Origin of the sequence: Brevundimonas mediterranea (genome assembly GCF_014196125.1) — a bacterium.
GTDB lineage: Bacteria > Pseudomonadota > Alphaproteobacteria > Caulobacterales > Caulobacteraceae > Brevundimonas > Brevundimonas mediterranea.
The window spans coordinates 437,314-450,717 of the sequence record NZ_JACIDA010000002.1 but is presented as its reverse complement, the minus strand read 5'-3'; the positions used below and the strand labels follow the sequence as shown (position 1 = coordinate 450,717).

At 66.7% G+C, this 13,404-nt stretch carries 11 protein-coding genes; 7 read left to right on the top strand and 4 right to left on the bottom strand.

The genetic code is table 11. The annotated features are described in order from the left end of the window. Window positions 1-64: 64 nt before the first annotated feature. From GGR11_RS11025 to GGR11_RS11015, 3 genes are all read left to right on the top strand, one after another. Window positions 65-2,224, top strand: coding sequence for a prolyl oligopeptidase family serine peptidase (locus GGR11_RS11025; protein ID WP_183196968.1), 2,160 nt, complete (start codon window positions 65-67; stop codon window positions 2,222-2,224). Window positions 2,225-2,369: 145 nt separating this feature from the next. After that, complete coding sequence (locus GGR11_RS11020; RefSeq protein WP_183196966.1) at window positions 2,370-4,583, top strand: prolyl oligopeptidase family serine peptidase; 2,214 nt, start codon at window positions 2,370-2,372, stop codon at window positions 4,581-4,583. A gap of 67 nt (window positions 4,584-4,650) precedes the next feature. Next, window positions 4,651-5,403, top strand: a complete 753-nt coding sequence (locus GGR11_RS11015; protein ID WP_183196964.1) for a DUF1223 domain-containing protein — start codon at window positions 4,651-4,653, stop codon at window positions 5,401-5,403. Between the two features lie 131 nt (window positions 5,404-5,534). Here GGR11_RS11015 and GGR11_RS11010 read toward each other — a convergent pair whose 3' ends face one another. After that, entirely contained in the window at window positions 5,535-6,608 is a 1,074-nt protein-coding gene (locus tag GGR11_RS11010; RefSeq protein WP_183196962.1) for a phosphotransferase family protein, read from the bottom strand. Between the two features lie 33 nt (window positions 6,609-6,641). After that, window positions 6,642-8,153, bottom strand: coding sequence for a glycerol kinase GlpK (gene glpK, locus GGR11_RS11005; RefSeq protein WP_183196961.1), 1,512 nt, complete (start codon window positions 8,151-8,153; stop codon window positions 6,642-6,644). 45 nt (window positions 8,154-8,198) lie between these two features. Between glpK and GGR11_RS11000 the strand changes: the two genes are divergently transcribed. The 3 genes from GGR11_RS11000 to GGR11_RS10990 all read left to right on the top strand — a co-directional run bounded on the left by GGR11_RS11000 (window position 8,199) and on the right by GGR11_RS10990 (window position 11,091). After that, on the top strand, window positions 8,199-9,179 hold the full coding sequence (locus GGR11_RS11000) for a threonine ammonia-lyase (RefSeq protein WP_183196960.1): 981 nt from the start codon (window positions 8,199-8,201) through the stop codon (window positions 9,177-9,179). A gap of 69 nt (window positions 9,180-9,248) precedes the next feature. Continuing rightward, window positions 9,249-9,710, top strand: coding sequence for a MaoC family dehydratase (locus GGR11_RS10995; protein ID WP_183196959.1), 462 nt, complete (start codon window positions 9,249-9,251; stop codon window positions 9,708-9,710). 235 nt (window positions 9,711-9,945) lie between these two features. Further along, window positions 9,946-11,091 (top strand): outer membrane beta-barrel protein, encoded by a 1,146-nt coding sequence (locus GGR11_RS10990; RefSeq protein ID WP_183197829.1) that lies wholly within the window; start codon window positions 9,946-9,948, stop codon window positions 11,089-11,091. Between the two features lie 151 nt (window positions 11,092-11,242). On the opposite strand, the gene GGR11_RS10985 is transcribed toward GGR11_RS10990, so the two are convergent. Beyond that, window positions 11,243-11,410, bottom strand: coding sequence for a hypothetical protein (locus GGR11_RS10985; RefSeq protein WP_183196958.1), 168 nt, complete (start codon window positions 11,408-11,410; stop codon window positions 11,243-11,245). Between the two features lie 134 nt (window positions 11,411-11,544). After that, window positions 11,545-12,219: a YiaD family glycine zipper/OmpA-like lipoprotein gene (locus GGR11_RS10980; RefSeq protein WP_183196957.1), complete on the bottom strand. Its 675-nt coding sequence runs from the start codon at window positions 12,217-12,219 to the stop codon at window positions 11,545-11,547. Window positions 12,220-12,473: 254 nt separating this feature from the next. Between GGR11_RS10980 and GGR11_RS10975 the strand changes: the two genes are divergently transcribed. Beyond that, window positions 12,474-13,385, top strand: coding sequence for an isopenicillin N synthase family dioxygenase (locus GGR11_RS10975; RefSeq protein WP_183197827.1), 912 nt, complete (start codon window positions 12,474-12,476; stop codon window positions 13,383-13,385). Window positions 13,386-13,404: the final 19 nt, after the last annotated feature.

Sequence of the window (13,404 nt, the reverse complement as noted above, 5' to 3'; positions counted from 1 at the left end):
TTCGTCGCCTTGCCGCAGGGCGGGTCGCCGTTAAGGTGCCCGTCTTCAATTCCGGGGACTGTCCATGATCCGCTCATCCGCCGCCGTGCTCGCGGCTCTTCTCGCCTCCACCAGCCTGACGTCGGTATCCATGGCCCAAACAGCCCCCTCCGCTCCCGCCTTCGCAACCAGCGAGGCGAGCGACCCCTATGTCTGGCTCGAAGACGTCGAGGGCGAGCGGGCCATGGCCTGGGTCAAGGCGCACAACGCTCATTCGCTGGGCGTGCTGCAGGGCGACCCGCGCTATGAGCCCCTGCACCAGCAGGCGCTCACCATCGTTCAGGCGCGCGACCGGATCCCGTCGCCGGGCTTCACCCACGACGGCCATATCGACAATTTCTGGCAGGACGCCGAGCATGTGCGCGGCGTCTGGCGGCGCACCACGCTGGACTCCTACAAGACCGCCGAACCCCAGTGGGAGACGGTGCTGGACATCGACGCCCTGGCCGAGGCCGAGAGCGCCAACTGGGTCTACAAGGGTTCGACCTGCCTGGCCCCCGAAGAACGCTATTGCCTGATCAGCCTGTCGAACGGCGGCAAGGACGCCGTCACCCTGCGCGAGTTCGACAGTGTGACCCGCAGCTTCGTCGAGGGCGGCTTCTTCCTGCCGGAGTCCAAGGGCGGCGCGACCTGGCTGAACAGGGACACCCTGCTGATCTCGCGCGATTTCGGCGTCGGCACCCTGACCAACTCCGGCTATCCGATGATAGTGAAGCGGATGATGCGCGGTCAGTCGCTGGATCAGGCCGATGTCCTGTTCATGGGCGAACCGACCGACGTCTCGGTGTCCGGCTATACGCTGCGGGACGCCGACGGAGTGCTGAAGGCGACCCTGATCAACCGGTCGATCGACTTCTATTCGTCCGAGACCTATCGCGTGACCGACGACGGGGCGGTGGTGAAACTGGCCCTGCCGGCCAAGTCGGACATCACCGGACTGGTCGCCGGCAAGCTGGTGGTGTCGCTGAAGCAGGACTGGACCGCGCCGTCGGGCCAGGACTTCAAGAGCGGCGACCTGATCGCCTGGCCGCTGGACGCCTGGCTGGAAGACCAGGCGACGCCCGCCGTGCTGGTGCTGCGCCCGACCGAGCGTCAGGCGGTCGAGGGGGTCAATGCGACGCGCAACACCCTGGTCGTCGCCCTGTATGACAATGTGCGCGGTTCGGTGCGGGTCTATCGTCCCGGCGACAGCGAGTGGACCGATTCCACCCTGGACCTGCCGCAGAACGTCTCGGTCGGCGTCGGCTCGGCGTCGGAGACCGACGACAAGGTCTTCGTCAGCGTCACCGGCTATCTGAACCCGTCCAGCCTGTGGCTGGCCGATGCGGCGACCGGCGCGGTGGATCAGGTCAAGTCGATGCCGGCCAAGTTCGACGCGACCGGCATGACGGTGGACCAGCACGAGGCCCGCTCGGCCGACGGGACGATGATCCCCTATTTCGTGGTCCATAAGGCGGACATGCCGCTGGACGGGTCCAACCCCACGCTGCTGTACGGCTATGGCGGGTTCGAAAGTTCGCTGCTGCCCGGCTATTCGGCCACGGTCGGCAAGCTGTGGCTGGAGCGGGGCGGGGTCTATGTCATCGCCAATACGCGCGGCGGCGGCGAGTTCGGTCCCCGCTGGCATGAGGCGGCCCTGCAACAGAACCGCCAGCGGGCGCACGAGGACTTCCAGGCCGTGGCTCTGGACCTGATCTCCCGCGACATCACCAGCCAGCCGAAGCTGGGAATCATGGGCGGCTCGCAGGGCGGCCTGTTCATGGGGGCGATGCTGACCCAGCGGCCGGACCTGATCAACGCCGCCGTCATCCAGGTGCCCCTGTTCGACATGCTGCGCTTCCACAAGCTGCTGGCCGGCGCCTCGTGGATCGGGGAATACGGCAATCCCGACGTTCCGGAAGAACGCGCCTGGATCCAGGCCTATTCTCCCTATCAGAACCTGCGGGCGGGCCAGCCCTATCCGGAGGTCTTCATCCACACCTCGACCAAGGACGACCGGGTCCATCCGGGCCACGCCCGCAAGGCGGCGGCGCGTCTGGAAGAGCTGGGCTATCCGGTCCTGTTCTACGAGAACACCGACGGCGGCCATGCGGCCGGGGCGAACCTACAAGAGACGGCGCGGCGTCTGGCGCTGGAATACACCTATCTGTCGCGGCGGCTGATGGATTCCCCGGCGCAGGAATAGTTCTCCCGCTCATCCCGGCGAAAGCCGGGACCCAGTCCTTTCGCAAGGTTCGGCGGCTGGGATCGAGTTCAGTACGAATGGGCGCCGCCGAACGCCCAAAGATCTGGGTCCCGGCTTTCGCCGGGATGAGCGGAGAGTTTAAGCCATGCGTCATCTGATCCTGTCTGCCGCCATTCCGGCCCTTCTGCTCGGAGCCTGCGCCGGAGCCGCCACAACCGGCGGCGCCGACGAAATCGTCGTCTCGACGAACGACAGCCGCCCGCCCCACTTCCCCCGCGACCTGACGCCCGCCGGCGTTGCGGCGGCCGATGACCATCTGGCGCTGGAACAGGTGGACGGGGCCGAGGCTATGGCCTTCGTGGCGGAGGAGAACCGCAAATCCCTGGCCGCCCTGACCGGCGATCCCCGCTATGAGACCTTCCGCGCCGAGGCCCAGGCGATCCTGACCGCCACCGACCGGATCCCGGGCCCGTCCTTCCTCGGCGACGGAATCGGCAATTTCTGGCAGGACGCGACCAATCCCAAGGGCGTCTGGCGCCGCACGACGCTGGACAGCTACCGCACCGCGACGCCGCAGTGGGAGACCCTGCTGGACATCGACGCCCTGTCCAAGGCCGAGGGCAAGGACTGGGTGTTCAAGGGCGCCGACTGCCTGGCGCCCGACGAGACCCGCTGCCTGATCAACCTGTCCGACGGCGGCAAGGATGCGGTGGTCGTGCGTGAGTTCGACCTGACGACCAAGCGGTTCGTGGACGGCGGCTTCAGCCTTCCCGAGGGCAAGCACCGCATCGAATGGCTGGACCGCGACACGCTTCTGGTCGCCACCGACTTCGGCGCCGGGACCATGACCGAGTCCGGTTATCCCTTCATCGTCAAGACGTTGAAGCGCGGCCAGACCCTGGCCCAGGCAGTCGAGGTCTATCGCGGCGAACAGGGCGACGGCGGCTACGGGGTCAGCCCGGCCGTCTATCGCGACAAGGACGGCAAGGTGACGGCGGTGATCATCACCCGCCCGCTGGACACCTTCCGGTCGGAGACTTGGGCCATGGCCCACGACGGTTCGACGGTGAAACTGGCCCTGCCGTCGCGGGTGTCGATTTATGGCGTCATCGGCGACCGGCTGGTCGTATCGAACGACGAGGCATGGCGCTGGGGTGCGCGAGAGGTGACGGCGGGCTCGCTGCTGGCCGTGTCGCTGGATGAGCTGAAACGCGGAAGCGGCGGCCTCTATCCCGACACCGATCCCGAGACCATCTTCACGCCAGGGCCGCGCCAATCGCTGCAGTCGGTCGCGGTGATGAGCGATTCCGTCCTGGCCACCCTGTCGGACAATGTCGCCGGTCGCCTGACCCAGTTCAGCTTCGGGCGGGACAATCGCCCGGTCTGGAGCGGCGCCTCCATCGCCGTGCCCGACAATGTGGCCGTCAATCTGGGCGACTCCTCCAAGTCGCGCGGCGAGGCCTTTGTCTCCTTCCAGGGGTTCCTGACGCCTCCGACCCTCAGCCTCGCCAGTATGGACACCGGCGCCCTGACCGAACTGAAATCCGCCCCGGCCAAATTCGACGCCTCGACCCATGTGGTGGAGCAATATGAGGCCACCTCGACCGACGGGACCAAGATCCCCTATTTCATCACCCGTCCGCGCGACATGAAGCTGGACGGGTCGAACCCGACCATCATGCTGGGCTACGGCGGCTTCCAGGTCAGTCTGAACCCGGCCTACAAGCCCGAGATGGGTAAGCTGTGGCTGGAGCGGGGCGGGGTCTTCGTTCAGGCCAATATCCGCGGCGGCGGCGAGTTCGGTCCCGACTGGCACCAGGCGGCCCTGGACGGAAATCGCCAGCGGGCCTTCGACGACTTCGCCGCCGTGGCGCGCGATCTGGAACAGCGGGGCGTCACCAGCCCGCGTCGTCTGGGCATCTATGGCCGATCGAACGGGGGGGTTCTGACAAGCGTGTCCATCACCCAGCACCCGGAACTGTTCAATGCGGCCGTGATCGAGAGCCCGCTGGTCGATATGCTGCGCTATCACGAGCTACCGGCCGGCGCCTCTTGGATCGGCGAATACGGCGACCCGCGCATCCCCGAAGAAGCCGAATGGATCGCCCGATATTCCGCCTATCAGCAGCTGCGGCCGGATGTGGCCTATCCCCGCGTCTATCTGACCACCAACACCCGCGACGACCGGGTCCACCCCGGTCATGCGCGCAAGTTCGCTGCCCGTCTGGGCGACCAGGGCCACGACCATCTCTATTACGAAGACACGGCCGGCGGTCACTCCAACGACGCTGATCCGGTGGCCAATGCCCGCCGTTGGGCCCGCCACTATGTCTATCTGTCCCAGCAGCTGATGGATTGAGGCCTCGTGCTGCGGGTCACGCACTTATGACTCTCGGCCGCATCCGCGCGGGCTAAAGAACGTCGCCATGAGAAACAGGGTCTGGATCATCGCAGCGACGGTCATGACGGGCGTTTTGCTGTCCGTCGGGTCGGTCGCCCAGCCTGTCGGGGCGCGGAGCCAGCCCGTGCGCGCGGCCGCCACGGCCGGCTCCCCGGTGGTGGTCGAACTGTTCACCGCCCAGGGCTGCGGCGGCTGCGTCGAGGCGAATGCGGTGGTCGAGCGGGCGGCGGGCGAGCCGGGGGTCATCGCCCTGACCTATGGCGTCGACTACTGGGACTATCTGGGTTGGACCGACACCTTCGCCCGGCCCGAGTTCGTTCAGCGCCAGCGCGCCTATCGCGCCGCTTTGCGCCAACGCGGCGTGTCCACGCCCCAGGTGGTGATCGACGGCCGCCGCCAGGTGTCCGGCGCGCGCGGACTGGAGCTTGAAACCGCTATCGTCGAGGAGGCGAGCCGCCGTATCTGGCCGCCTGAGATCGAGTTCCGCGAGACCGGCGATCAGGTCGGGATCGGCTCGGGCCGCCCGCCGTCGGGCGGCGCCGAGGTGCTGGCCGTCACCTATACGCCCGGCCCCCAAATGGTCGAGGTCAACCGCGGCGAGAACCGGGGGCAGACCGTACGCCACATCAATGTGGTGCGGGATATCGTGAATCTCGGCGACTGGCGGGGCCGGCCCGTCCTGTTTGATCTGCCCCAGACGCATGGCGGCGACGCCGTGGTGGTGATGATCCAGGGCAAGACGGATCGTCGCATCCTGGGCGCCGCCGTCAGAAATTGAGCCGCGCCTACTGGGACGTCGGGCAGGACGCACTGACGGAGTTTGGGCCTGTCGCCGGCAACAGGTCGTTCGGCGCGTGAGGCTCAGAAGCGGATAAAGCTGCAGGGGCCGGCAGGGCAGGCCGGGCGGTTCTAGGCGCCCGCCTTCTTCGCAAAGCCCCAGGCCGCGTCACTGAGCGGCCCGACCTGGGCGGCCATGGTGCGGGCGTGGGCGCTGGCCGCCGTGCCGTCGCGGACGCGACCGGCGATGCCCTGGCAGATGGCCGCCAGTCGGAACAGATTGTAGGCGTACAGCCAGTCCAGATTGGCGGGCCGCATCCCGGTCGCCGCCGCATAGCGTTCGACCGTTTCCTCGACGGAGGGAATCCCCAGAGCCTTCAGGTCGGCGCCGGCTAGGCCGTTGCGCAGGGACGCCGGAATGGCCCAGGCGATCAGCAGATAGGAGAAGTCGGCCATTGGATCGCCCAGGGTCGACAGCTCCCAGTCCAGCACGGCCCGGACCTCGGCCGCATCCGGAGCCAGAATCAGATTGTCCAGCCGGAAGTCGCCGTGGACGATGCGACTGGGCCCCTCGGGTGGCAGACTGTCCGGCAGGAAGGCGATCAGCCGATCCATGGCCGGGATCGGCTCGATCTCGGAAGCGCGATACTGTTTGGTCCAGCGGCCGACCTGGCGGGCGAAATAGTTGCCGGCCTTGCCATAGTCCGACAGGCCGATGGCGTCTGGATCGAAGGCGTGCAGCCGGGCCAGGGCGTCCGTCTGGGCCTCATAGACGGCTCGACGTTCCGCCGGCGTAAGGCCGGGCAGCTTCAGGTCCCAGAAGATCCGCCCCTCGACCTTGTCCATTACATAGAAGATCGAGCCGATGACGGTCTGGTCCATGCACAGGGCGTGCGGCCGGGCCACTGGAAATCCCTGGGCGGCGAGGGCTGAGATGACCTGGAATTCGCGGTCCACCGCATGGGCGCTAGGCAGCAGGACGCCGGGCGGCTTGCGGCGCAACACATAGGCGGCGCCGGGTGTGGTCAGCTCATAGGTCGGGTTCGACTGGCCGCCCTTGAACTGGCGCATCGTCAGCGGACCGACGTAGCCCGCGACATGGCCGGCCATCCAGGCGTTCAGAGCCTCTTCGTCAAGACGATAGCGGGGATCGACCTCACGTGTGCCGGAAAAAGCCGTCTGGGCGTCTATTGTAGCGTCGGTCATGGGCGGCCTGTTGTTTCCTGCACCGGCCGCGTCTTATGCGCGGTCCGGCGCGGCGATGATGGCGGCCTTTACGGCGCGGCGCCAGCCGGAAAGCAGGCGGTCGCGCTCGGCCGGTTTCATGCGGGGCGTCCAGCGGGCCGGGGCCTCGGTCGTGCGGGCCTGCAGATCGGGCAGAAGTCCGACGCCGAGGGCGGCGAGGCGGGCGGCGCCCAGGGCCGTCATTTCCTGGAAGGCGGGGCGTTCGACCTCGACCTCGCAGATGTCGGCGACGAACTGCATGGCGAAACTGTTGGCCGTGACGCCACCGTCGACCTTCAGCGTCTTCAGCGGCGGAGCGCCGTCCTGGGCCAGGGCGTCCAGCAGGTCCCGCGTCTGATAGGCCAGGGCCTCCAGCGCCGCGCGGACGAAATGGGCCGGGCCGGAATCCCGCGTCAGCCCCACCACGGCGCCCCGCGCCTCGGGCTCCCACCAGGGCGCGCCCAGGCCGGTGAAACCGGGCACCATATAGACGCCGCCGTTGTCGGCCAGGCCCTGAGCCATGGCTTCGGACTGGCGGGACTCCGAGATCAGCTTCACCCCGTCGCGCAGCCACTGGATCGCCGACCCGGCCGAAAAGATCGAACCCTCCAGCGCATAGGCGGTCTGGCCCGCGGCCTGATAGCCCAGCGTGCCCAGCAGGCGACGGGTCGAGGCGACGGGTTCCGGCCCGACATTGGCGACCAGGAAGGCCCCGGTGCCATAGGTGATCTTGGCGTCGCCGGGGTTCAGCGCGCCGTGCCCGACGAGGGCCGCCTGCTGATCTCCAGCGGATCCGGCCAGGGGCAGGGCGCGGCCGAACAGGCCGGGCTCCGTCTCACCGATCACCCCCGCGCAAGGAACAATGGCAGGCAGGGCGGCGCGGGGTACGGCGAACAGGGCGCACAGATCGTCACGCCATTCCACCGTCTTCAGGTCCATCAGAGCGGTGCGGGCGGCGTTGGAGGCGTCGGTGGCGTGGATCCGGCCGCCCGTCAGTTTCCAGATCAACCAGGCGTCGATCGTGCCCAGCTTGACCTCGCCCCGCATCGCTTGGTCGCGCGCCCCCGGCACGGAATTCAGCAGCCAGGCGAACTTCGTCGCCGAGAAATAGGGGTCCAGGATCAGGCCGGTCGCAGCCTGGACGGCGGGCTCGTGGCCTTCAGCGGTCAGCCGCGCAGTGACGGGAGCGGTGCGCCGGTCCTGCCAGACGATGGCGCGGTGCAGGGGTGCGCCGGTCTCTGCGTCCCACATCACCGCCGTCTCGCGCTGGTTGGTGAGGCCCACGGCGGCGAAACGGTCCACGCCGCCGGCCTTCTGCACCACTTCACGACAGGTTTGGAGCACGGCGGACCAGATCTCGGACGCATCATGCTCGACCCATCCGGACTGGGGGAAATGCTGGGCCAGTTCGATCTGGCTGACAGCCAAGGGGCGAAGGCCCTGGTCGCGAATTTCGAAGGCGATGGCGCGGGTCGAGGTCGTGCCCTGGTCGATGGCGAGGATCAGGCTCAAGCGGTTTCTCTCCATATCGGCGCCTTACGCGGCGCTCAGTCCTTGGGCTAAGGGGAGCATATGACGACGCACCTGCCCAGCTTTGAAGGCGTCCTTGACGCCGCCCGCCAGATCCACGGCGTCGCTGTCCGCACGCCGTTGATCGAAAGTCCCGCACTGAACGCAGTGGTCGGCGGGCGGGTGCTGATGAAGGCCGAGAATCTGCAGCGGGCAGGAGCGTTCAAGTTTCGCGGGGCCTACAACCGCATCAGCCGACTGAACGCCGAGGAGAAGGCGCGCGGCGTCGTCGCCTTTTCTTCCGGCAATCACGCCCAGGGCGTGGCCGCCGCGGCCGCCTTGGTCGGGACGTCGGCGATCATCGTCATGCCGTCCGACTCGCCCCGGGTGAAGGTCGAGGGGGTGATCGGATTCGGCGGCGAGGTGCGGCTCTATGATCGCTGGACCGAGAGCCGAGAGGCCATCGGCGCCGCAATAGCAGCCGAGCGGGGGTCTGTTCTGGTCCCGCCGTTCGACGATCCCTTCATTATCGAGGGCCAGGGCACGGTGGCGCTGGAGATGTTGGACCAGGCTGATGCGCCGATGGACCAGCTTTTGTGCGGCGCCTCCGGCGGCGGGCTGATGGCCGGGATCAATCTGGTCATGGCCGAACGCAGTCCGCAGACGAAGGTGATCGTGGTGGAGCCCGAGGCCTATGACGACACCGCGCGGTCTCTGGCGGCGGGGGAGCGGGTCGGTCATCCGGAGGGCCCGCCGTCGATCTGCGACGCCCTGATGTCCCCGATGCCGGGCATACTGACCTGGCCGATCAATCGGCGGCTGGCGGGTGCGCTCACGGTCTCGGATGCGGAGGTGGCCGAGGCGGTGCGGTTCGCCTTCCGTCACCTGAAGCTGATCGTCGAGCCGGGCGGGGCGGTCTCCCTGGCGGCCTTGCTCTCCGGCAAGTCCCAGACGAAAGGGCGAACCACAGGTATCGTCCTGTCCGGGGGCAATGTTGACGCGGTGCTTTATGGCGAGATCTTGGAAGGCCGTTTCGAAGGGTAGGTCTTTCCTTCAGGCGCCGTCTCGGCCACCGTCGCTCAAACAGGAAAGTCGGGAAGGAACCTCACGGCGATGACAGTGATGACGACGAGCGAGCTCCAGAGCCGGGTCGGCCAGCAGGTGGGGGTCTCGAGGTGGTTCGAGGTCAGCCAGGCCAGGATCGACGCTTTCGCCGATTGCACCGAGGATCGGCAGTTCATCCATGTGGATCCCGAGGCCGCCCAGGCGACGCCGTTCGGCGGCACCATCGCCCACGGCTTCCTGACCCTCAGCCTGGCGTCGGCGATGAGCTATGACGCCGTTGCGCCGCTTGAGGGTGCGGTGATGGGAATCAACTACGGATTTGACCGGCTCAGATTCCTGGCTCCGGTACGGGCGGGGTCGAGGATTCGGGGGTGGTTCCGGCTGCTGTCGGCCGAAGACAGGGGTGCAGGGCGCTGGTTGTTGAAGCATGAAATCACGGTCGAGATTGAAGGTGAGGACAAGCCCGCCCTGATCGCGGAATGGTTGGCGATGCAGGTGATGGTCGGCTAGATTCTCGTCTAGGGCTCCATATCAACGCCCCAACGTTGTGTCCTCACCGGGTCCGAAGGGCGTCCAAGCAAAGGCTCAGAGACAATTTTACCTGTAGCATCAATAGCACGGTGATCAATTCAGCGCGCTTGTTCGCCTCGTTTTCGCCTCGACCTTCCACGGCAACGCTGGTAAGACCCGCGAAGGCGGTAGACCCGCCCGAATATAAACAGGCGGAGGGCTAATCCCCATGCGTATGAAGACTATCGTGCTGGCCTCCAGCGCAGCGGCCGCCCTGGCCCTGTCAGCTGGCGCGGCTTCGGCAGAACCGAACGGCTGGTACGGCGCGATCGACGCCGGCTACCACATGATCGACGACATCAACGCTGAATCGTCGACGACGGGCGCCAACTGGAACTATGAAGTGAACAACGGCTGGGCGGCTTTCGCCCGTCTCGGCTATCGCTTCAATCCCAACTGGCGCGTTGAACTCGAGGGCGGCTACCGCTCGGGCGACATCGGCACCGTGCGCGCCGTCTCCGGCACCCAGGGCCTGTGCAACCTGACCCCGGCGACCGGCGGCTGCTTCTCTCCGGAAGGCGACATCGAGTCCGCCACCCTGATGGCCAATGTCATCTATGACTTCGGCTATGAAGCCTGGGGCATCCGTCCCTTCGTCGGCCTCGGCGCCGGCGTGAACCGCGTCACCACCGACACGATCGGCAACCTGCGCGCCAGCCGCGGCGCCACCTTCACCGCCGATGACGACTCGACTGAGTTCGCCGCTCAAGCGATCGCCGGTCTGGCCTGGGCTGTGGGCGACCGCACCAATATCGACCTGACCTACCGCTATCTGACGGGCGACGCCTCGTTCGCCTCGACGACGGTCGGCGGGACTTCGTTCGGCGAGTGGGACGGCGACTACGATCAGTCGCACACCGTAACCCTGGGTCTGCGTTACAGCTTCGGCGCTGAAGAAGCTGCACCGCCCCCGCCTCCTCCGCCCCCGCCGCCGCCCCCGCCTCCTCCGCCCCCCCCGCCGCCGCCGCCGGCTCCGGTCAAGCCGGCCGCGCGTGAGTTCGTGGTCTATTTCGACTGGGATCGCTCGGACCTGACGGCGGAAGCCCGCTCGGTCGTGACGCAAGCCGCGACCTACGCCAAGTCCGGCGCCGCGACGCGCGTCCTGATCGTCGGCTACACCGACACCTCGGGCTCGGCCGCCTATAACCTCGGCCTGTCGAACCGTCGTTCGCGCACCGTCGCGGACGCCCTGGTCGCCCAAGGCGTCAACGGCGGCGTCATCGCCCTGGACGGCAAGGGCGAAACCGCCCTGGCCAAGCCGACCGCTGACGGCGTGCGTGAGCCGCTCAACCGTCGCGCGACGATCAACATCAACTTCTAAGCCTGTCCCGACGGTCGGCCTGGATTTCCGGGCCGACCGAAGACAGACAAGAAGCGTTGAAAGACTGAACGCCGTTTCCGACTGGAAACGGCGTTTTTCTTTGCCTGAAAACCCGCTTCGCCAGCGGGGGATGTGGGCTTTAGATCTTGGTTCAGTTGGCCGCTGAAATCAGCAATGATGGTGCGGATTCGGGCGTTTGGGATCGGCGCAACAAGGCTTCGCCGGCGCCGATCACCACTGTCGCGGTCAGAACGGCGCACACCACGGCGACAACCGCAAGCTTGAGCGTTTGTACGAACTCACGACCTTCCGGCGTCACTCAAATCTCCATCCCAACGCCTCCGCTCAAACATGAGGCGTGTGCCGGCGCAAGTCACGGAACAGTGTCCATCTATTAAAAAGGGACGGCGCCTTGCGGCGCCGTCCCTCCAATCTCATCACTATCGAACCCGATCAGCCCGTGAACGGCCGGATCAGGATCTCGACGCGACGGTTCTGGGCCTTGCCCTCCGGCGTGGCGTTGGAGGCCACTGGATTGCGGGAGCTGTTGCCTGCGACGTAGAGACGCTCGGCGATCACGCCACGACGAACCAGTTCCGAAGCCACGCTGGCGGCGCGGCGCTCGGACAGGGGCTGGTTAATGGCGTCCCCGCCGGTCGAGTCGGTGTGGCCGATCACATCGATGGTTGAGCGGTCATATTCCTGAAGCACCCGCGCCACGTCGTCTAGCACCGGCAGGAAGTGCGGATCGATCGAGGATTGGTTGGTGGCGAAGGTCACATCCGACGGCATGCGCAGGACCAGGTTGTCGCCCTGGCGTGCGACGCCGACGCCGCTGCCTGAAAGTTCAGCCTCCATGGCGCGCTGCTGGCGGTCCATGTACTGGCCCACGGCTGCGCCGCCCAGGGCGCCGACACCGGCTCCGATGAGAGCATTCTTGCGGCCTTGTTCGCCGTTTGAAGTGTTTGTCAGATAGCCCAGCAGAGCTCCGCCCAATGCACCGGCGATGGCGCCGGTGCCGGTATTGTTGCGGGTCGGCGTCGAGCTGTAGGGGTCGGTCGTGGTGCAGGCGGCGGTTCCCAGCAGGGCCGCAATGGAAACGCTGGCGACAATGATCTTGGCGCGCATGGAATAATCCTTCCGAATTTCTGTGTGGCGTAAAACGCGCGCCTACTGTCAAGGTTCCAAGCTGTACCTCAAGTGAACGAGCGCGTTTTGCGCTCCATGGGCAGAGGGAGGAACCGCCACGAACTGACACGGCTGCGGAATAGGCGTAAGGGAACCGCCGCACATTGCTTTTGACCGAGGACGACGCCCCCGTGAGTTCGAGCCCCAACGACACCGCCCCTGCCGTCACCGCGCGCGCCATCACGCCCGTGTCGATGAAGCGATATGACGCTGATTTCCGGGGGTTCAGCGACGCTCTGGGCGCCTCGTTCGTGGAGTATGGGTTTGCGGTGGTGGCTGACCATGCGCTGGATGACGCCCGGATCGCCGCAGCTCTTGCTGACGCCAAAACCTTCTTCGCCCTGCCCGAGGCGATGAAGCGCCAGTATCACCAACCGGGAACAGGCGGCGCACGCGGCCTGACTCCGTTCGGCGTGGAAGCGGCCAAAGGGGCCGCGTCCGTCGATCTGAAGGAGTTCTGGCATGTCGGACGCGAGCTGCCGGAGGGCCACCCCTATCGTCGTTTCATGCGCGATAATGTCTGGCCGGTGGAGACGCCCGGATTCAAGGCTAATGTCTATGGCCTGTACGAGGAGCTTGACGCCTTGGGGCGCAAGATCCTGAAGGCTATCGCCCGTTATCTGGACCTCGGCGACGCCTATTTCGAGGACAAGGTCGAGATGGGCAACAGCGTGCTCCGCCTGCTGCACTATCCGCCCGTGCCGGCGGATGCGCCGGGGGTGCGCGCCGGCGCCCATGAGGACATCAATGTCATCACCCTGCTGCTGGGCGCCGAGGAGGCGGGGCTGCAGCTGAAGGAGAAGGACGGCAGCTGGCTGGACATCGCGCCGCCGCCGGGGGCCCTGGTGATCAATATCGGCGACATGCTGCAACGGCTGACCAATCACGTCCTGCCGTCGACGACGCACCGGGTGGTGAATCCTGCGCCGGAGCGGCGTGGCTTCGCCCGCTATTCGACGCCCTTCTTCCTGCACTTCAATCCGGATTTCCTGATCGAAACCCTGCCGAGCGCGATAACGCCGGACAATCCAGACCGCTACGCGGGTAAAGCAATCACCGCCGAAGACTATCTGGCCGAGCGACTGCGCGAGATCCGGTTGCTTTGACGGTGTCGTTTCATCCTGT